The sequence below is a fragment of the Xenorhabdus griffiniae genome, from assembly GCF_001028135.1.
In the GTDB taxonomy this organism is placed as follows: Bacteria; Pseudomonadota; Gammaproteobacteria; order Enterobacterales; family Enterobacteriaceae; genus Xenorhabdus; species Xenorhabdus bakwenae.
Map to the genome: position 1 here is coordinate 61,784 of NZ_LDNM01000082.1, position 20,139 is coordinate 81,922.

Here is a 20,139-nt window from a genome sequence, read left to right on the forward strand (position 1 = left end):
ATTGTGAGGGCATTGAATTTAAAGTCGTGACAGCGTCACATTAACCGAATCTGGCTGGTTAGAGTGGATCAACCTTAAGGCAAGATACCGCATGTTTAAAACTTCCTTCAAGCAGTGGTCGAGTCTTGGCACATTCAGCATCTGCCATTGGACAGCGAGTACGGAATACACACCCAGACGGGGGATCAATGGGTGAAGGCAGTTCTCCTTCCAACAATTCAATATGCTTGTTGCGCTCTTTATCTGGATCAGGAATTGGCACCGCCGACATAAGCGCTCTGGTATATGGATGCAACGGATTATGATAAACCTCGTCGTAAGTGCCTAATTCTACAGCATTCCCCAAATACATCACCAAAACGCGGTCTGATATGTGTTTTACTATTGATAGGTCATGAGCAATAAATATCAGGGAAAGCCCCATTTCCCGCTGTAATTCCTGCAACAAGTTAACGACTTGTGCCTGAATAGAAACATCCAGCGCTGAAACCGGTTCGTCGCAGATAACTAATTTAGGCTCCAGGATCAAAGCGCGGGCAATGCCAATACGTTGGCACTGTCCACCTGAGAATTCATGCGGATAACGGTTTATCAGGTTAGGTAACAATCCTACCCGCATCATCATTTTTTGAACTTTTCCTTTTATTTCCCCCGCTTTCATTTTGGGGTAATACGTTTTCAATGGCTCTGCAATAATATCACCAATGGTCATACGCGGATTCAGCGATGCCAAAGGGTCTTGAAAAATCATCTGAATATCATTGCGAATATCCCGCCATTGTTTGTCACTCATAGCCAGCAGATTTTGACCAAGCCAGGTGACTGCCCCGCCAGACGCTTTCACTAACCCAATAACGGCTCTGGCAAGTGTTGACTTCCCGCAGCCAGATTCTCCTACAACGCCCAGAGTCTCACCTTCATATAGTCTTAAGGTAACGCCATCTACCGCTTTTAAGGTTTTTGCCGGCTGCCAGAACCACTGTTTTCCATCTTTAATATCAAAATAAACTTTGAGGTCATCCACTTCCAATAAGACACGTTTTTCAGCTATTGTGTTCATACTAACTCCTCCTAGCGTTTAAAGCAGGCACGCAAGCACCCAAAGCCAAATTTTTCCAACTGTGGTTCCTCACGAACACAATGCTCTGTGGCAAACTGACAGCGCGGCTGGAATGGGCATCCCTTTGGCAAACGCAATAAATTGGGGGGATTGCCTTGGATCGTTTCCAATGACTCCCCATCACCATCCAGACGAGGAACTGCATTCAGTAACCCGATAGAGTATGGATGGGTAGGCCGGTAAAATACGTCACGCGCTGTGCCATATTCCATCGTTCTTCCGGCATACATTACTAATACTTTGTCACAAATGCCGGCAACCACCCCCAAGTCATGGGTGATCATAATAATGGCCGTGTTAAACTCTTTTTTCAGCTCGTTAAGCAACATCATGATCTGTGCCTGAACCGTTACATCCAATGCCGTTGTCGGTTCATCGGCAATTAATAACTTAGGCTGACACAATAATGCCATGGCAATCATGACTCGTTGACGCATCCCCCCGGAGAATTCATGTGGGTACATTTTCATGCGTTTACGTGCCTCTGGCATCTTAACGGCATCCAGCATACGGATGGATTCCTCAAAAGCCACGCTTTTACTCATACGCTTATGCAACATCAATACTTCAGTTAATTGATCACCTACCCGCATATAAGGGTTAAGGGAAGTCATGGGATCTTGAAATATCATCGAGATCTCTTCTGCCCGCATCCGGTTCAGCTCTTTTTCTTTCAGGTTGAGGATTTCTCGCCCATGAAAATGAGCAGAACCACTGACAAAACCATTGCTGGCCAATAATCCCATTAATGCAAACGCCGTCTGCGATTTACCTGAGCCAGATTCTCCCACGATCCCCAGGGTTTCTCCGGCCTGTAAGTCAAAATTTAATTTGTTTACGGCCGTCACGTTGCCGTCTGGCGTGCTGAATACGACATTCAGGTCTTTTACCGATAAAAGTGATTCAACATTTTTCGACGTTTCTACGCTATTCACAGGCTCTCCTTAACGGTCTTTCGGATCGAGGGCATCTCGCAGGCCGTCACCAATAAAGTTAAAACAAAACAGGGTTATCACCAGAAAGCCTGCCGGAAATAACAGCAACCACGGAGCCACTTCCATTGAATTAGCCCCATCACTTAACAAAGCCCCCCAACTACTGAGGGGTTCCTGAGTACCCAAGCCAAGGAAGCTCAAGAAGGATTCAAACAGGATCATGCTGGGTACAAGTAATGAGGCATAAACCACCACAACACCCAATACGTTTGGCACGATATGGCGCAAAACGATATGACGGGTAGAAACACCACAAACCAACGCGGCTTCGATGAATTCCTTGCGTTTTAAACTCAGTGTCTGACCACGGACGATACGTGCCATGTCCAGCCACGACACCATGCCTATTGCAACGAAAATCAACAGAATGTTTTGACCAAAGAAAGTCACCAGAAGGATAACGAAGAACATGAATGGGAAAGAATTGAGGATTTCCAACAAACGCATCATGACCATGTCAGTTTTGCCGCCAAGATAGCCTGACATCGCACCATATAAAGTGCCCAATAACACAGCAATCAAAGCGGCGGCAACCCCGACCATCAGTGAAATACGCCCGCCAATGGCAACGCGCACCAACAGATCACGCCCTGATGAATCAGTGCCAAAATAGTGTTTGGACTCAAAATCCGGCGGCATTGTCATCATATTCCAATCAGTGTCATCGTAGGCAAATTGGGACAACATCGGTGCTAAGATCACAAATAATGTGATCAGGAATAGAATACATAAACTCGTAATCGCCGCCTTGTTATGCTTAAAACGGCGACGTGCATCCTGCCACAAACTGCGGCCTTCAATTTCCAGTTGCTCAGAAAAATTTTCCAGAGCTTCGCTATTTTTTTTATTCAGTAACATTGCGCGCTCCAGTATTAATAACGAATTTTCGGATCAATGACGGCATACAGCACATCAACGATGGCATTAAACATAATGGTCAGGCTTCCCACCAGAATCGTCAAACTCAGTACCAGAGAGTAATCACGGTTTAATGCGCCATTAACAAATAATTGCCCCAGACCGGGTAAACCGAAAATAGTCTCGATAACCATTGAACCCGTAATGATGCCGACGAATGCTGGACCCATGTAAGAGATAACGGGTAATAAGGCAGGTTTTAACGCATGACGGAAAATAATCTTCCGCAGTGGCAAACCCTTGGCCCGTGCTGTACGAATAAAGTTGGAATGCAAAACTTCTATCATGGAACCCCGGGTAATACGGGATATGCTGGCAATATAAGAGAGGGAAAGTGCGACCATTGGCAAAAGCATATATTTAGGTGCCCCGCCATTCCAGCCTCCTCCCGGCAACCATCTTAGTGTAATGGCGAATATCAAAACTAATAAGGGGGCGACCACGAAACCAGGGATCACGACGCCTGTCATGGCAAACCCCATTACCGTGTAATCCCATTTCGTATTCTGGTTCAATGCCGCAATAACTCCTGCACTGACACCGAATATTACCGCCATAACAAAGGCGGCAAATCCCAATTTAGCAGAAACCGGCAACGCTTCTGCAACCAGATCATTGACACTGTAGTCTTTATATTTAAATGAAGGGCCAAAATCCCCTTTAGAAAGTTGGATGAGGTAATTGAAATATTGCTTATAAATAGGATCATTTAAATGGTATTTCGCTTCAATATTTGCCATAACCTCTGGCGGCAGCTTTCTTTCTCCTGTAAATGGGCTACCCGGCGCAAGCCGCATCATAAAAAACGAAATAGTAATAAGGATAAAAAGTGTCGGGATCGCCTCTAAACAGCGACGTAAAATAAATTTTAGCATTGCCCGCTCCTACTGTTTAGCCAAACCGTGGCCTTTAATTATTTGACAAGCAGGCGATCCAACGAGATCACCTGCTAATTTCTAATGCTTTATTATGTATAGGTCTTTGGTATGGAAGTTATCTAAGGGATCTTTACCGGTATAACCACCGACATAAGGTTTCACTAAGCGAGTATTGGCATAGTAGAAAATAGGAACTATCGCTGAATCTTTGTCTAATAAAGCATTTGCCTTGGCATAAACTTCTGCACGCTCTTCATCAGTTTGGACTTGCAGGGATTGCTTCATCAGGGCATCAAACGCTTTGCTTTTATAATGGGCTGTATTATTGCTGCTATCGGATAGCATAGCGTTCAGGAAACTGGACGCTTCGTTGTAGTCGGCACACCACCCTGCACGGGCAACGTCAAAATTTCCCTGATGGCGGGAATCAAGATAAGTTTTCCATTCTTGGTTTTCGAGGTTAACTTTAATACCAAGATTCTTTTTCCAAATGGATGCGGCAGCAATGGCCAATTTTTTATGGAGATCAGAAGTGTTATACAACAGGTTAATTTTCAGTGGGTTATCTTTAGTAAAACCCGCTTCTGCCAAAAGTTTTTTCGCTTCTTCATTACGTTGCTGCTGGTTCAGTCTGGTATACCAATCCGGTTTTTCATCTTTAAAATCAGCAATATAAGGAGGAGTATAACCATAGGAAGGTAAATCTCCCTGATTTTTGACCTTATAAGTTATCGTATTACTATCCATCCCTAATTTCAGTGCGGTACGCACACGGGGATCATTAAATGGGGGTTTCTGGTTATTTATTTCATAATAATAAGTACATAAATACGGGTTGATATTCAACTGTTCGGGAATGTCTTTTTTTAGCTTTTGGAATAGTTCGACCGGTAAGTTGTTATAAGTCATTTCAATTTCGCCGGCACGATAGCGATTAACATCCATGACTTCCGAGGAAATAGGCAAGACTGTGACCTGGTTAATAACAGTGTGTTTGTTATCCCAATACGTTGGGCTGCGTTCCAGAACAATGCGCTCGTTAATCACCCAGCTTTTCAGCTTATAGGCACCGTTACCGACAAAATTTTGTGGTTGTGTCCATCTCTCACCATATTTTTCAATGGTTGCACGATGAACCGGAGAGGTCGTCGGGTGAACAAATAATTTGACTAAATAGGGAACGGCTTCACTGAGTGTTAATTGTAATGTATGGTCATCTAATGCCTTAACGCCCAGCGCTTCCGGTTTCTGTTTAGCCCTGATGATATCGTCAACATTAAGCAGATGGGCATATTGCAGATAACTTGCATATGGGGATGCGGTATTGGGATCTACCAGACGGCGCCAGCTATAGACAAAATCCTGTGCAGTGACAGGGTCACCATTGGACCATTTTGCATCTTTGCGCAGATGGAATGTCCAAACTTTGAAATCCTTATTTTCCCAGCTTTCTGCGACTCCCGGTATAATTTTACCGTCAGGGGCATTGATCACCAGAGTTTCAAACAAATCCCGCGCGATATTAGATTCTGGCACACCTTCAATTTTATGCGGGTCCAACGATTGTGGTTCAGAGGCATTGTTGCGGACTAACACCTGTTTTGCAGTATCGGCAAGTTGCACGCCAGCAGGCACTTGTGCTGCAAAGGCCGGCCACCCTATCATCATGCCTAACGTTACCGTAATGCCAGTAGCCAGTTTTTTCTTTGTTGTGTTTATCATCTTATTCTCTCCAATTGATATCATTTGACCCATTAAAGTCATATCCACGCATTGGGCCGGTCATTTTCCGTATCCAAAAGGAACTATTTTGTTTACGGCAAAATAATATGTTGTGACGATAATCAGTGATTCACCTTTTTAATATACAAATTCTTTAGATCAACATAATCTTGGGGATCTTTCCCAGTCATTCCCCCAACTGTCGGGCGAATGAGGCGCACGCTGACGCGGTAATAAACGGGGATCAACCCTGAATCTTTATCAAGCTGGGCTTCGGCTTGCTGATAAAATTCCTTACGGGTTGCACTCTCTTTGGCAGTCAGGGCCTGCTTAAGAAAGTTATCAAAAGCCTCACTTTGATAAAAACCAGCATTGTTACTGCTATTTGACAGCCACATATTCAAGAAAGAAGAAGGTTCGTTATAATCGCCACACCATGTTGCCCTCGCAACGTCATAATTTCCTTGATGGCGGTTCTGGAGAGAGGTTTTCCACTCCTGATTTTGCAAAGTGACTGTTGCGCCAATATTTTTCTGCCACATAGAAGCCGCAGCAATGGCTTGTTGTTTATTTTGTTCTGATGTGTTGTACAACAAGGTAAATTTAAGGGGATGACTGGCATCAAAACCCGCTTCCTTCAACAATTCTTTCGCCCGTTGATTACGCTGTTCCTGGGTCCAGCTTGCCCATTCTGGATTAATGGTCAAACCGTCGCCAATATAAGTCGGAGTAAATCCATACGCCGGAATTTGCCCCTGTGCCATAATTCTTTCGGTGATGATATCGCGATCAAGACTCAGTTTTATGGCTTCACGCACCCGTTTATCTTTAAACAGGGGCTTCTGGTTATTGATTTCGTAGTAAAACGTGCACAGATAAGGTGAAACTTGCAATTGTTCGGGTATATCCCGTTTCATTTTTTGGTATAGATCAGGAGGAATAGCGTTATCAGTCATATCCACTTCCCCGCTACGATAGCGGTTAACACCACTAACGCCAGAGACAATCGGCAGGAAAGTGCCTTTTTCAATGAGGGTTTCTTTATCGTTCCAATACTGAGGATTGCGCGTTAAGATAATTCGCTCATTAACCACCCAATCTTTCAATGTATAAGCACCATTGCCAATATAGTTTGCTGGCAATGTCCATTTATTTCCCCATTTTTCAATCACATCTTGCCTGACAGGTTTCATCGCTGTATGGCTTAACATGTCGACCAGATAAGGCACTGGCTGGCTGAGTGTTACCTGAAAACGGTGATCATCTAACGCCTTGACCCCCAATTGTTCCGGTGATTTTATTCCTTTCAGAATATCGTCAACGTTCTGAATATAGGCATATTGCAAATAACTGATATAAGGCGACCCAGTATCTGGATCAGCGAGCCGGCGCCAGCTATAGACAAAATCCTGCGCAGTCACAGGCTTACCATCACTCCATTTGGCATCATGGCGTAAATAGAACGTCCATACTTTATAATCTTCATTCTCCCATCTTTCTGCTATGCCAGGCACGGTTTCACCATTTGGCCCTGTCGTTACCAACCCTTCCAGCAGATTGCGGATGATGACGGTTTCTGGAGTACCTTCAACTTTATGAGGGTCCAATGAAGTGACTTCGACACCATTGTTAACGGTTATTTCTTGTTTTTCGGTGAGTGTAACGCCTGCGGGAACAGTTGCAGCAATACTCTGCGCGGCGGGAAAAGAGAATAAAACGATATTCGAAATCAACTGACCTAACTTTGATGTTTTTTTTCTCATATTTTGCTCCAAGTTATAAACAGCAAATGAATCGTTTTTAATCTACTCACTCCAATAATTTAGTTATCACGTTAACAAAGGGTAATTAACCTACTAAAAAATGATGTTCACATAATAATTGTTATTTGATTTTTATAATAAATTTATTAAAACATTAATAATATTCGTTACCCCTGCATACAATATATTCGAAAAATTAATGTAACAATCTGATAATAAGGAATTTTATTCTATTACCTCCCGACGATATTCATGGTATGTTATCAAAAGAGAAAATAAACATTATTTTAACAAAATGCAATCACTACGGAGTAAAAGTCCATCTTCATCACAAAGTAACGACACAAGCCACCAGTCAAACAAGATTATGAAACGAAAAATACGTGTAGAAAATTACAGTATTATTTTAAGAAAACCACAAACTAAAAAGGAATAAAACATAAACAATGGTTTCAAAGAAATTACACCGAAATGATGTTATCGATTAATCGCGCTTTAACTGGTCATTTATCGGTTGGCTTTTGATTAATTTACTCCCAATCCAAAGGTGAAATTTCATCTTATTGCATAAACAGTTTAAATAAATACATAAGTTATCTTTTCTATATCACAATCACAGCAACCCAGAAAATAAGGTCAGGGTCTTATAATAAAGATATTAACAATAATTCCATGTTCGAATAATCATATTAATATCAGTTCGCTGCAAAGTTAATAGGTTGTATTTGTACCGTTAAATCCGCAGGTAAACGCCATTCAGATATCAATAGATACTATTGTTCCAGAAACAATAGATGAATCGAGTCAGCTTAATGTTTTCATGATCTAAATCACAATACTAATAACTGTGAATGATAAGCTGTATCCGACGTAGAATTTCAAGGAAAGAAACTATTACTAGATTAATCATTTTGTTAAGCAATTTTTTAAGGCAATTAGCGGTATTTACGATGAAATCCAAACGATTAATCTCATAATATTATTTAACACCCTAACAATATTGCATCTGATTGCCTTAAAAAATTTAACATTTATCAGGAGTAATTTTTATGGCTGTAACTCAAGTCGCAGAACTCAATGAATTAGTTGCTCGCGTAAAAAAGGCCCAACATGAATTTGCTAATTTTACTCAGGAGCAAGTTGACCGAATTTTCCGGGCTGCGGCCCTTGCCGCTGCTGACGCTCGTATTCCACTGGCAAAATTAGCCGTATCTGAATCAGGTATGGGAATTGTGGAAGATAAAGTGATCAAAAACCACTTCGCTTCTGAGTATATTTATAATGCCTATAAAGATGATAAAACTTGCGGTATTTTGTCTGAAGACAGTACTTTCGGTACTATTACTATTGCTGAACCTATTGGCCTGATTTGCGGGATTATTCCAACAACAAACCCAACATCTACTGCAATTTTCAAAGCACTTATCAGCCTGAAAACCCGTAATGGTATTATTTTTTCCCCTCATCCACGCGCCAAAAAAGCGACGAACAAAGCGGCAGAAATCGTCTTAAATGCAGCGGTGAACGCAGGGGCACCAAAAGACATTATTGGTTGGATAGATGAACCTTCCGTTGAACTTTCCAATGCCTTAATGCACCACCCGGATATTAACCTGATTCTGGCAACCGGTGGCCCTGGCATGGTCAAAGCAGCCTATAGCTCAGGTAAACCCGCCATTGGTGTCGGAGCTGGCAATACCCCCGTGGTGATTGATGAATCAGCGGATATTAAACGTGCTGTTGCATCTATCCTGATGTCTAAGACGTTTGATAACGGCGTGATTTGTGCTTCAGAACAATCTGTCATTGTTGTTGATGCTATTTATGAGCAGATTCGTGAGCGTTTTTCAACTCATGGTGCCTATCTTCTCCAGGGAGAAGAGTTAAAAGCCGTACAGGATATTATTTTGAAAAACGGTAACTTAAATGCAGCGATTGTAGGTCAACCTGCAACAAAAATTGCTGAAATGGCCGGTCTCAATGTTCCTGAAAGCACTAAAATTCTGATTGGTGAAGTGACTCTGGCAGATGAAACCGAGCCTTTTGCCCATGAAAAGCTCTCACCACTGCTTGCCATGTATCGTGGCAAAAACCTTGAAGATGCAGTCGAAAAAGCCGAGAAACTGGTTGAGATGGGGGGTATTGGACATACTTCATGCCTCTATACCGAACAAGATAATCAGGCAGAGCGTATTAAATATTTTGGTCACAAAATGAAGACCGCACGTATTTTGATCAACACGCCTGCATCTCAAGGTGGTATCGGAGACTTGTACAACTTTAAGCTGTCTCCTTCTCTGACGCTAGGTTGTGGTTCTTGGGGAGGCAACTCTATTTCTGAAAATGTTGGGCCAAAACACCTGATCAATACAAAAACCGTCGCTAAAAGAGCCGAAAATATGTTGTGGCATAAACTTCCAAAATCAATTTATTTCCGACGCGGCTCTCTGCCCATTGCGTTGGAAGAAGTCGCTACCGATGGTGTTAAACGCGCTTTTATTGTGACAGACCGTTTCTTATTCAATAACGGTTATGCCGATCAGGTTATTAATGTCTTGAAATCTTATGGCGTTGAAACTGAAGTATTCTTCGAAGTCGAGGCAGATCCAACATTAAGCATCGTTCGCAAAGGTGCTGAACACATGCATCTGTTTAAACCGGATGTCATCATTGCCCTTGGCGGCGGTTCCCCGATGGATGCGGCTAAAATTATGTGGGTGATGTATGAGCATCCAGAAACCCATTTTGAGGAACTGGCTCTGCGCTTTATGGATATCCGTAAACGTATCTATAAATTCCCCAAAATGGGTGTAAAAGCTAAATTGGTCGCCATTACCACCACCTCAGGCACGGGTTCAGAAGTCACACCTTTCGCGGTTGTTACCGATGACGTCACCGGGCAGAAATATCCTTTGGCAGACTACGCACTCACCCCTGATATGGCGATTGTTGACGCGAACCTGGTCATGGATATGCCAAAATCGCTATGTGCTTTTGGTGGTCTGGATGCAGTAACCCACGCATTGGAAGCCTACGTTTCTGTTTTAGCCAATGAATATTCTGATGGGCAAGCACTGCAAGCACTAAAGCTGCTAAAAGATTATCTGCCGGTTAGTTACCACGAAGGGGCAAAAAACCCCGTTGCGCGCGAACGTGTCCATAATGCAGCGACGATAGCAGGTATTGCCTTTGCTAATGCATTCTTAGGCGTATGCCACTCTATGGCCCACAAGCTTGGCTCTGAGTTTCATATCCCTCATGGTTTAGCTAATGCCCTGTTAATTTGTAACGTAATCCGCTACAACGCTAATAATAATCCAACAAAACAGACTGCTTTTAGCCAATATGATCGTCCACAAGCACGACGTCGCTATGCGGAAATTGCAGATCATTTGGGGCTAACCTCATCAGATGATCGTACTGCTGCCAAGATTGAAAAACTATTGGCCTGGCTGGACGAAATGAAGTCTCAACTAGATATTCCAGCTTCAATTCGTGAAACAGGGGTGCAAGAAGCTGATTTCCTGGCAAAAATCGACAAGCTTGCAGAAGACGCATTTGATGACCAATGCACCGGTGCAAATCCGCGCTACCCATTAATTTCTGAATTGAAACAACTGCTGCTAGATTCTTTTTATGGCCGTAAATTTACCGAAGAGGACAAACCACTGGGGGCAGTCAAATCAAATAGAAAAAATAATAAGTAAGAAAGAATAATAAATGATAGGCTGATGGATGTAACTTAAAAGGCGTTAGGGCAACCCGGCGCCTTTTTACTATTTTATTTTCCAGCCTTCTCAGCCTATACTCGATAAACTTCAAGTTGCAATCCGCCTGACGACGCGAGGCCTTATATTTCCCCGCTGCGCGAGGAAATATAACACGCATCCTGACGTTGGATTGGTATATATAGTTTTAGATTTCTCGATGACAACTGGCGGCGTATTAAACCTTTTTGGCCCTGGCTTCACGAATAACGTCAGTATAATGCCTGCGACACACAGAGACGTATTTTTCGTTACCACCAATATCAACCTGAGCACCATCGTAAACAACGTTGCCATCGTTGCCAAAACGAAGTACACAGCTGGCTTTTCTCCCACAATGACAGATTGTTTTCAACTCTACCAATTTATCTGACCACGCAAGGAGATATTCACTGCCGCTGAATAACTCACCTTGAAAATCTGTCCTTAAACCATAACAAAGAACAGGGATATCATCATAATCTACAATTTCACACAGTTGCTCGACGTGCTCTTTCGTTAAAAATTGGCATTCATCAATCAAAACGCAATGGACTTTTTCTGCCCTATTTTCCTTTCTGATAAGTTCAGCAATATTTGTTTTTGGTGAAAACAACAACGCTCCAGCGGATAATCCAATACGGGAACTGACCTTTCCTTTACCGAATCGAGTATCGATCTCTGCTGTAAAGATCAGCGTTCTCATTCCCCTTTCGTTATAGTTATAGGAAGACTGCAATAAGGAAGTTGATTTCCCTGCGTTCATGGCGGAATAATAAAAATAAAGCTGAGCCATTGGCCTGTTCATCCTCTTGTCAAATTTAATCAGGCGATATAACAGCACCAGTTTACCACAAACTCTGGTTAAAATTATCCCTGTCATTGTCAAATGTGGAGTAACAGAAACAAATTAAAATGAATAAGAAAAGATTATTTTCATGATAATCATCACATTTGCGCATATAAAATCAGCACTACAAGGACTTCCTGCATACCAAATGCACAAAATTAACATAAAAAGAAAATAGCTATTTTTACCCTCATCCTTTGAATATTAATAATCATAGTGGTTTACTTTTGTTCAATTCACCCACCATGATCATAACTAATGGATTACCCATAAAAAACTTTCATCTTACACTTACTCATCAACTTATTTTCAGAAAAACAGTTAATGTTTCTTACGCATTGACTATAAATTAGTTTTATACCCTAAGTTTTATCCCTTACTAAACTTTACAGTAATCCCCTTCATTCTTATTGAAAAATGGTAAACCTAATAGCCGGATTAAAACGCAATATATCGATTACTTCAAAAATTGCATTTTAAAATGACATGTTTTAGCCTAAGAAAGTAAATTCACTATTGCAGAAAATAAAATAGCATTCTATTATTATCTCTACATCAGCTATCATCATTATAATTTGAGACCAGGACAATGAGCGAAAATTTAAAATCCTTAAATAACATCCGTACCTTGCGCGCACAAGCAAGAGAATGTGAACTTACTACTTTGGAAGAAATGCTGGAAAAACTTACGACTGTTGTTGAAGAACGTCGTGACGAAGAAAATCAGGCTCGTGTACAAATAGAAGAGCGTACACGTAAACTTCAAGAATACCGTGAAATGCTGGAAAAAGATGGTATTGAATTAAGCGATTTAGTAGATGCTTTAAGTGGTAAATCTACTGGTAAATCTAAACGTGCCGCGCGTCCAGCTAAATATTCATACATTGATGAAGGTGAAACTAAAACCTGGACTGGCCAAGGCCGTACCCCCGCTGTAATCAAAAAAGCAATTGAAGAAGAAGGTAAAAAACTGGAAGATTTCCTGATCTAATCAGTTGCTTTAAGACCTGATAACAAAAATACCCTTGATAGGGTATTTTTGTTTTATGATTAATATTACTAACTAGGTTAATTACGGGCTGATGTAGAAACACAGAGAGCTATATTAGTGACTAAGTCATCTTCATATTCTCGATGTGATAAAAAACAATTTAACACTAACTTAGTTTTTTATTAACATAAAGTTATAGAAAAGGAGCTAACCGCTCCTTTTCTATTTTTGCTGTCATCGCTTCTGATAAAAGCCTAAATACCAATCGGTAAATCGTTTCACCCCTTCCTTTACCTGTGTGTTAGGTGAAAAACCAATCTTATTGTAAAGCGCGTTTGAATCTGCACATGTTGACAATACATCGCCATCTTGAATTTCCATAAAGTTTTTCTTTGCCTCAATTCCTAATGAGGTTTCAATGGCTTCAATAAAATCACCCAGTTTTGTCGGTTGTCCATTTCCAATATTGTAAACCCGGTATGGCGCAGAGCTGGCAGATATTTGCCCATCCTCAACTGACCAGTCTTTATTGGAAGCAGGAATGATATCCTGCAATCTGATTATAGATTCAACAATGTCATCAATATATGTGAAATCCCTCACCATATTGCCATGATTATAAACATCAATCGGCTGACCTTCTAACATAGCCTTAGTGAATTTAAATAAAGCCATGTCAGGGCGCCCCCACGGTCCATATACGGTAAAAAATCTTAATCCTGTAGTGGGAAGTTGATAAAGATGTGAATAGCTGTGAGACATTAACTCATCGGCTTTTTTTGTTGCTGCATATAAAGAAACCGGATGATCAACGGAGTCATCAGTAGAAAAAGGTTGCTTTTTATTTAAGCCATAGACTGAACTGGAAGATGCATATAATAGATGCTCTACAGAATGATGGCGGCAACCTTCAAGTATATTGATGTGACCGACGATATTGGCATCTATATATGCCATAGGGTTTTGTATTGAATAACGCACACCCGGTTGGGCCCCTAAATGGATAACTCGCTGGAATTGATGTTTCGCAAACAATTCGGGTATTGCAACTCTGTCAGCCAGGTCTAATTTTTGAAATTTGAAATTTGAATAAGAGAGTAATAAATTTAATCTCGCCTGTTTCAAATTAACATCATAATAATCGTTGAGGTTATCGATACCAACAACCTCATACCCCATATTCAATAGCCGCTGACTAACATGAAAACCTATAAAACCAGCAGAGCCTGTAACTAAAAATTTCATAAATTAACTCAAATGACGGGTTTGATTGAGGCACCGCGACCAATACCATAATAAGTAAAACCACGTGATTGCAGGCGTTCGGGATCATAAAGATTGCGTCCATCAAAAATCACCGGCGTTTTTAATGAATCCTTAATCACATCAAAATCAGGTGCTCTGAAATTTTGCCATTCTGTACAGATAATCAAAGCATCAGCACCTTTTAATGCCGCTTCTTTTGTTCCCATTAAAGAGAGATCATCACGCTGCCCATAAATACGTTGGGCTTCCTGCATAGCTTCAGGATCATACGCCTGAACGTTAGCGCCGTATTTCCATAACGTTTCCATCAAGACACGGCTCGATGCTGCACGCATATCATCTGTATTAGGTTTAAATGACAGCCCCCAAATAGCAAATGTCTTGTCCGATAAATCATCACCAAAATGGTGTCTTACAAAAGCAGGTAATTTACTTTTCTGTTTTTCGTTAACCTGCTCCACTGCCTGAAGAATTTTGGGTGTATATCCAATTTGTTCAGAAGTCCGGATCAATGCCTGAACATCTTTAGGGAAACATGAACCGCCATATCCACATCCAGGGTAAATAAAGTGATATCCGATGCGTGAGTCGGAACCAATTCCCTGGCGCACATGTTCAATGTCAGCTCCCAGCATTTCAGCCAAGTTAGCCATTTCATTCATAAAACTGATTTTTGTCGCCAACATGCAGTTAGCTGCATATTTAGTCAATTCAGCACTGCGGATATCCATGACTATCATACGATCATGGTTACGATTAAATGGCTCATACAGTTCACGCATGACATCAACCACATCATCATTATCACAACCAATAATAATGCGTTCAGGCCGCATACAATCAGCAATAGCGGCGCCTTCTTTCAAAAACTCAGGATTGGAAACGACATCAAATGGAAGTTCCAGATTACGCTCTGCCAATGTTGCTTGCATCACTGCCCTGACTTTATCAGCCGTACCTACCGGCACAGTTGACTTGTCAACAACAACTTTGTAACCATCCATATTTTCCGCAATCGTTCTGGCTACAGCAGTAACATACTTAAGATCAGCAGAGCCATCTTCATCAGGAGGTGTGCCTACTGCAATAAACTGTAATTTGCCATGAGCAATACCGGCTTTGGCATCCGTTGTAAAATTCAGCCGTCCTTCAGCATGATTTTTCTTTACCAAGGGCGTCAAGCCCGGCTCAAAGATAGGAATTTGACCGTTTTTCAAGTTCTCGACTTTTTTTGCATCAACATCGACACAAAGAACATCATGCCCCACTTCAGCAAATACGGTTGCTTGCACTAAGCCTACGTAGCCAATACCAAATACAGTAACTTTCATATCACACCTTAAAGTACGAGTAGATTATTTTTCAAACTGATTTTGCAAGGTCATGATCCAATCCGTGAATGACTTGCCCAATTCTTTATGTTTCATGCCATATTCAACAAATGCCTGCATATAACCCAACTTATTACCACAATCATGACTACGACCTTGCAAGTGATAAGCCTCAACGGACTCTTTTTCCATCAGCATGGCAATAGCATCTGTCAGTTGTATTTCATCGCCTGCCCCTGGCGCAGTTTTAGCCAATAATGGCCAGATTTTTTCGGATAATACATAACGACCAACAATGGAAAGATTCGATGGTGCCTCTTCCGGTTTTGGCTTTTCAACCACACGGACAATAGGTTTGCTATCCCCAGGCTGTAAATTTTCACCCAGGCAATCAACAATGCCATAATCCGCAACACTTTCTACAGGGACAGGTTCAACCAGAATTTGGCTTACACCACTGCTGTTGAAGCGTAATAACATTTCGCTCAAATTATATTTTGATAGGTCGGTACTGTACTCATCCAAAATAACATCAGGCAGAACAACAGCGAACGGCTCATCACCAATAAGGGGTTTAGCACATAACACGGCATGTCCCAATCCTTTTGCTATTCCCTGACGGGTTTGCATGATGGTCACATGATTTGGGCAGATAGATTGTATCTCGTCCAATAACTGGCGCTTAACTCTTTTCTCAAGAATCGCTTCCAACTCAAAGCTGGTATCAAAATGGTTTTCTATCGAGTTCTTGGATGAATGTGTGACCAGAATGATTTCATTAATCCCTGCTTTGATACATTCATTGACCACATACTGAATAAGTGGTTTATCCACCAAGGGGAGCATTTCTTTTGGGATGGCTTTGGTGGCTGGCAACATCCGGGTTCCCAAACCAGCAACAGGTATAACCGCTTTTTTGACCTTTTTATTTATTACTGACATTACATCGTCTCCTACTGCTATGTTTCCACTGAAAAACTCCTTTACAGTTTAAACAATAGCATTAACTCTCAAAAAAAATCGTATGTGTGAGGAAAATAGCACTCGCAAAAAATAACGCGCACGAGTATACACCAGTTAATTCGGCCAGATATACAGTGCGCTGGCATTTAATCCTGTTCAATAAATACTGATTTACCTTACAATTAACGATAATCTGCAACCACTTTAAATAACTGGAGCTATTTTGACAAACATGTGTCCCTGCGGCAGTGGCTCATCTTTCGACTTTTGCTGTAGCCCCTATCTTGAAAACCATCTCCCTGCCCCAAATGCTGAATCCCTGATGCGTTCCAGATATAGTGCTTACGTTACACAAAATGCAGACTATCTTATCGCAACCTGGCACCCGGATTGCCAGTCTGAAAATTGGCGTACTGAAATAGAACAAAGTTTTGCCGGTGTACAATGGCTGGGATTAAATGTCCTCGAAACTAATCAGGGGAAACATAATAACGAAGCTTATGTTGAATTTTCTGCTTGCTTTATTGAACAAGGAAAGCAAGATAAGCAATTGATTCATGAGCGCTCACGTTTTTTGTGCATTGATCAACGTTGGTTTTATATAGATGGCATACGCCCTGAAATAGGCCGAAATAGCCCTTGTCCATGTCGTTCAGGCAAGAAATACAAGAAATGCTGTGGTTAAATCAGCATCTAAATATCAAACGCAACCACTCACACAGTGAAGAATATTTGAGGTTCTCGTAATCCATGCAAAACGCAAACATACAAAAAAAAATCTTGCGTACGATTTGTCCTGATTCCAAAGGATTAATCGCAAAAATCACAAACATTTGTTACAAACATCAATTAAACATCGTTCAAAATAATGAGTTTGTTGATCATCGCACTGGACGATTTTTTATGCGTACCGAACTGGAGGGTATTTTTAATGACGAAACTCTTCTGGCCGATTTGGATGACGCTCTCCCAGCGGGTTCAAACCGTGAATTAAATACAGCAGGCCGACGCCGTATCGTTATCATGGTGACAAAAGAAGCGCATTGCATTGGCGACATTTTAGTCAAAAGTGTCTATGGTGGACTGGATGTCGAAATTGCGGCTGTCATCGGCAATCATACTACTTTGCAAAAATTGATTGAGCAGTTTGATATCCCATTCCATTACATCAGTCATGAAGGTCTAACCCGTGAACAACATGACGAAGCATTGATGGCTCAAATTGATCAATATAAGCCGGATTATGTTGTGCTGGCCAAGTATATGCGAGTCTTAACACCAGCATTTGTTCAATATTACCCAAATCAAATAATCAACATTCACCATTCATTCTTACCCGCATTTATCGGTGCTCGCCCTTACCATCAGGCTTATGAGCGTGGTGTGAAAATTATTGGTGCGACGGCTCATTATGTAAATGACAATTTGGATGAAGGCCCGATTATCACCCAAGATGTGATAAATGTGGATCACACCTATACCGCTGAGGAGATGATGCGTGCAGGACGGGATGTCGAAAAGAATGTATTGAGCCAAGCATTACACTGGGTATTTTCCCAGCGGGTTTTTGTATATGGCAACCGTACCGTCATTCTTTAATAAACCATGTTATCTTTTTAATAAACAATAAGGTATTGTGCCTATAGCTGTTTGGACAAAATGCAACCTTATCACCCAATAGGTTGTAATATGAGCATCCGGATCAAAAAGCAAGCGTACGATACTTTATTTTCAATTATCTGCTTTACAGCGGCGGTTTATCTGATATTATGCCGCTCGCTGCTAACGACAGTATATAATTCAAAATCTGGTGGGGTTCCCGAGCGGCCAAAGGGAGCAGACTGTAAATCTGCCGTCACAGACTTCGAAGGTTCGAATCCTTCCCCCACCACCATCAAGAACACATTTCATTATATAAAAATCAAAAAACATACTTATCTTACTAAACAGTAAATTATAGCTTACTGGTTCATAAAATATCTCGATTTGGAAAGTGTTAATACGTTCAAGCTAACATTCAAATTGGAATACCATAGAATGGTTATGGGCAAGGAGAAGCAAGATGAAATGTCAAGATGCGTAATACCTAGATAAGCCAAAGGTGAGGAACGAAATGGCACATCATCCTTCCTCACCACCATCAAAAAATCTGTTCTAAGCTCTTTTAATGCATTTAGGTAAACACCCATAGCGGAGCTGAGAAACTCCGCTCATGCTGTCAGTTACTCCATATCACTGACGGAGTCGATGAAACGATTTAACACGCTTGAATGAGATTTTGATTTGTAGACATAACACTGATTAATTGCATCAGGCCGTGATATAGGAATGAAGCCCAGACTTTCTCCCTCTTCCAGTGCACCGGAGTGGGAATCTGTAATAAAAATATAATCGGTTGACTGGATAAAATTGAGACAGCATTCTATATTATCCATCTGTCGAATATTAACTTTTTCTCCGTTTTTTATCATTTCCTCTTCCAGATTCTTTATCAAATTGCCTTTATAGAGCACGGGATCACATAACCACGTTCTCTTTCTCAGCAATTGAGTAAAGTCCCCATTGACTTCATCCAATAACTCTTTGCGGCAGCAGATCCCCAAATTTGGGCCATCAATTTTCCTTACCAGACTGAATCGATCACTAAGTATTTTTTCCGAACTTAAAATTATTGTATTGCCCTCATAGTCAACTATTTCATCAATGTTATCATAACTGAAGCGTAATATATTCACTTGAGCATTATTTCTGTCCGCTGCTTTATAAAGTGAAATCAGATGCTTTTTCTTACCCCAATCATGGTATATATTTACAACATTACAAATACTCCCGCTAATGTGTTTCTTTGTAATTTCTTTCTCTTTCAAATAGAGCTCTTTTAAGTCATTATATAACTCCACTCCGTCTTTGGTCAGAATCATCCCAAACTTCTCCCTTTTGAATAAGCGCTTTCCTAACGTCGCTTCAAAGTCTTTAATTGATTTAGCGACTGGGGGAGTCGTACGGTTCATCACTCTTGCCGCTTTGCTTAAAGAACCCATTTCCACCACCGCCATGAATGCTTCTAATTTACGAGAAAAAAACATAATTCACCGTTCCTATGTAACTTGTGGCTAAAATAATTTCCTTGAAATGGCCTTCCATCAGGTAACCGCTAAATCAAACTTGATATTATGAAGGTACAGCTTTGTACAATAAAAATAAGTATTTTTCAAATGGCATTTATATAAAATACCAGTCCCTGATGCAATAATGCGGTTTAGATGAACTATATTATTCATCTATATCATGATGAATATTCCACTGTGATTGTAAGCCATTAATAAATATAACCATGACCTACACATTCAAATTTCTATCAGAGATTGATTAACTCTTCTACTTTTTCATTAATTAATTTTTGTAACACACAACATAAAATAAATTTCAATAATAAAAACTCTCACGGGAAATTATAATATCAACTGTTGAATATAACACATAACAATTAGTAAATTATTATAAATCCATTAATTTACTATTTATTGATTTGGTGTCTTTTTATTATTTAAAAATCGATTCGACACTTTAAATTTGAGGTAACGAGAGTATTATAA

Annotated in this window: 15 protein-coding genes and 1 tRNA gene; 5 read left to right on the forward strand and 11 right to left on the reverse strand. The window is 40.8% G+C overall.

The window, feature by feature from the left end; all coding sequences use genetic code 11:
* Positions 1–58: 58 nt before the first annotated feature.
* The 6 genes from oppF to AAY47_RS15200 all read right to left on the reverse strand — a co-directional run bounded on the left by oppF (position 59) and on the right by AAY47_RS15200 (position 7,396).
* On the reverse strand, positions 59–1,060 hold the full coding sequence (gene oppF / locus AAY47_RS15175; protein WP_047770973.1) for a murein tripeptide/oligopeptide ABC transporter ATP binding protein OppF: 1,002 nt from the start codon (positions 1,058–1,060) through the stop codon (positions 59–61).
* A gap of 11 nt (positions 1,061–1,071) precedes the next feature.
* Positions 1,072–2,055: an ABC transporter ATP-binding protein gene (locus tag AAY47_RS15180; protein ID WP_047770974.1), complete on the reverse strand. Its 984-nt coding sequence runs from the start codon at positions 2,053–2,055 to the stop codon at positions 1,072–1,074.
* A gap of 9 nt (positions 2,056–2,064) precedes the next feature.
* Positions 2,065–2,973, reverse strand: a complete 909-nt coding sequence (oppC, locus tag AAY47_RS15185; protein WP_047770975.1) for an oligopeptide ABC transporter permease OppC — start codon at positions 2,971–2,973, stop codon at positions 2,065–2,067.
* Between the two features lie 14 nt (positions 2,974–2,987).
* Positions 2,988–3,908, reverse strand: a complete 921-nt coding sequence (gene oppB, locus AAY47_RS15190; protein ID WP_047770976.1) for an oligopeptide ABC transporter permease OppB — start codon at positions 3,906–3,908, stop codon at positions 2,988–2,990.
* A gap of 81 nt (positions 3,909–3,989) precedes the next feature.
* Positions 3,990–5,633 carry an oligopeptide ABC transporter substrate-binding protein OppA gene (gene oppA / locus AAY47_RS15195; protein ID WP_047770977.1) on the reverse strand — a complete coding sequence of 548 codons (1,644 nt, stop codon included), beginning with the start codon at positions 5,631–5,633 and terminating at the stop codon, positions 3,990–3,992.
* Positions 5,634–5,755: 122 nt separating this feature from the next.
* Positions 5,756–7,396 carry an ABC transporter substrate-binding protein gene (locus AAY47_RS15200; protein WP_047770978.1) on the reverse strand — a complete coding sequence of 547 codons (1,641 nt, stop codon included), beginning with the start codon at positions 7,394–7,396 and terminating at the stop codon, positions 5,756–5,758.
* Between the two features lie 1,049 nt (positions 7,397–8,445).
* Here AAY47_RS15200 and adhE point away from each other — a divergent pair.
* Complete coding sequence (gene adhE / locus AAY47_RS15205; protein WP_047770979.1) at positions 8,446–11,103, forward strand: bifunctional acetaldehyde-CoA/alcohol dehydrogenase; 2,658 nt, start codon at positions 8,446–8,448, stop codon at positions 11,101–11,103.
* A gap of 238 nt (positions 11,104–11,341) precedes the next feature.
* Here adhE and AAY47_RS15210 read toward each other — a convergent pair whose 3' ends face one another.
* A complete protein-coding gene (locus AAY47_RS15210; RefSeq protein WP_047770980.1) occupies positions 11,342–11,938 on the reverse strand; it encodes a thymidine kinase in 597 nt (198 codons plus the stop codon).
* 643 nt (positions 11,939–12,581) lie between these two features.
* Here AAY47_RS15210 and AAY47_RS15215 point away from each other — a divergent pair.
* Positions 12,582–12,983, forward strand: a complete 402-nt coding sequence (locus AAY47_RS15215; RefSeq protein WP_047770981.1) for an H-NS family nucleoid-associated regulatory protein — start codon at positions 12,582–12,584, stop codon at positions 12,981–12,983.
* Positions 12,984–13,217: 234 nt separating this feature from the next.
* Here the strand turns inward: AAY47_RS15215 and AAY47_RS15220 are convergent, their stop codons facing one another.
* Genes AAY47_RS15220 through galU form a run of 3 tightly spaced genes read right to left on the reverse strand, consistent with a single transcriptional unit; the run spans position 13,218 to position 16,522 of the window.
* Complete coding sequence (locus AAY47_RS15220) at positions 13,218–14,228, reverse strand: NAD-dependent epimerase (RefSeq protein ID WP_047770982.1); 1,011 nt, start codon at positions 14,226–14,228, stop codon at positions 13,218–13,220.
* Positions 14,229–14,236: 8 nt separating this feature from the next.
* Positions 14,237–15,580 carry a UDP-glucose dehydrogenase family protein gene (locus tag AAY47_RS15225; RefSeq protein ID WP_047770983.1) on the reverse strand — a complete coding sequence of 448 codons (1,344 nt, stop codon included), beginning with the start codon at positions 15,578–15,580 and terminating at the stop codon, positions 14,237–14,239.
* Positions 15,581–15,604: 24 nt separating this feature from the next.
* Positions 15,605–16,522, reverse strand: coding sequence for a UTP--glucose-1-phosphate uridylyltransferase GalU (gene galU / locus AAY47_RS15230; RefSeq protein ID WP_047770984.1), 918 nt, complete (start codon positions 16,520–16,522; stop codon positions 15,605–15,607).
* Positions 16,523–16,766: 244 nt separating this feature from the next.
* Between galU and AAY47_RS15235 the strand changes: the two genes are divergently transcribed.
* From AAY47_RS15235 to AAY47_RS15245, 3 genes are all read left to right on the forward strand, one after another.
* A complete protein-coding gene (locus AAY47_RS15235; RefSeq protein ID WP_235428370.1) occupies positions 16,767–17,228 on the forward strand; it encodes a YchJ family protein in 462 nt (153 codons plus the stop codon).
* A 65-nt stretch (positions 17,229–17,293) separates the two neighbouring features.
* Positions 17,294–18,142, forward strand: a complete 849-nt coding sequence (purU, locus tag AAY47_RS15240; RefSeq protein ID WP_047770986.1) for a formyltetrahydrofolate deformylase — start codon at positions 17,294–17,296, stop codon at positions 18,140–18,142.
* A 210-nt stretch (positions 18,143–18,352) separates the two neighbouring features.
* Positions 18,353–18,437: transfer RNA gene (locus AAY47_RS15245), tRNA-Tyr, on the forward strand.
* Between the two features lie 328 nt (positions 18,438–18,765).
* Here the strand turns inward: AAY47_RS15245 and AAY47_RS15250 are convergent.
* Entirely contained in the window at positions 18,766–19,629 is an 864-nt protein-coding gene (locus AAY47_RS15250) for a helix-turn-helix domain-containing protein (protein WP_047770987.1), read from the reverse strand.
* Between the last annotated feature and the right edge of the window lie 510 nt (positions 19,630–20,139).

Coding starts and splice junctions, on each gene's coding strand:
- galU (WP_047770984.1), bottom strand. CDS start 16,522: ATGTCAGTAATAAATAAAAAGGTCAAAAAAGCGGTTATACCTGTTGCT.
- oppB (WP_047770976.1), bottom strand. CDS start 3,908: ATGCTAAAATTTATTTTACGTCGCTGTTTAGAGGCGATCCCGACACTT.
- AAY47_RS15250 (WP_047770987.1), bottom strand. CDS start 19,629: ATGTTTTTTTCTCGTAAATTAGAAGCATTCATGGCGGTGGTGGAAATG.
- AAY47_RS15220 (WP_047770982.1), bottom strand. CDS start 14,228: ATGAAATTTTTAGTTACAGGCTCTGCTGGTTTTATAGGTTTTCATGTT.
- AAY47_RS15225 (WP_047770983.1), bottom strand. CDS start 15,580: ATGAAAGTTACTGTATTTGGTATTGGCTACGTAGGCTTAGTGCAAGCA.
- purU (WP_047770986.1), top strand. CDS start 17,294: ATGCAAAACGCAAACATACAAAAAAAAATCTTGCGTACGATTTGTCCT.
- AAY47_RS15200 (WP_047770978.1), bottom strand. CDS start 7,396: ATGAGAAAAAAAACATCAAAGTTAGGTCAGTTGATTTCGAATATCGTT.
- adhE (WP_047770979.1), top strand. CDS start 8,446: ATGGCTGTAACTCAAGTCGCAGAACTCAATGAATTAGTTGCTCGCGTA.
- oppF (WP_047770973.1), bottom strand. CDS start 1,060: ATGAACACAATAGCTGAAAAACGTGTCTTATTGGAAGTGGATGACCTC.
- AAY47_RS15210 (WP_047770980.1), bottom strand. CDS start 11,938: ATGGCTCAGCTTTATTTTTATTATTCCGCCATGAACGCAGGGAAATCA.
- oppA (WP_047770977.1), bottom strand. CDS start 5,633: ATGATAAACACAACAAAGAAAAAACTGGCTACTGGCATTACGGTAACG.
- AAY47_RS15215 (WP_047770981.1), top strand. CDS start 12,582: ATGAGCGAAAATTTAAAATCCTTAAATAACATCCGTACCTTGCGCGCA.
- oppC (WP_047770975.1), bottom strand. CDS start 2,973: ATGTTACTGAATAAAAAAAATAGCGAAGCTCTGGAAAATTTTTCTGAG.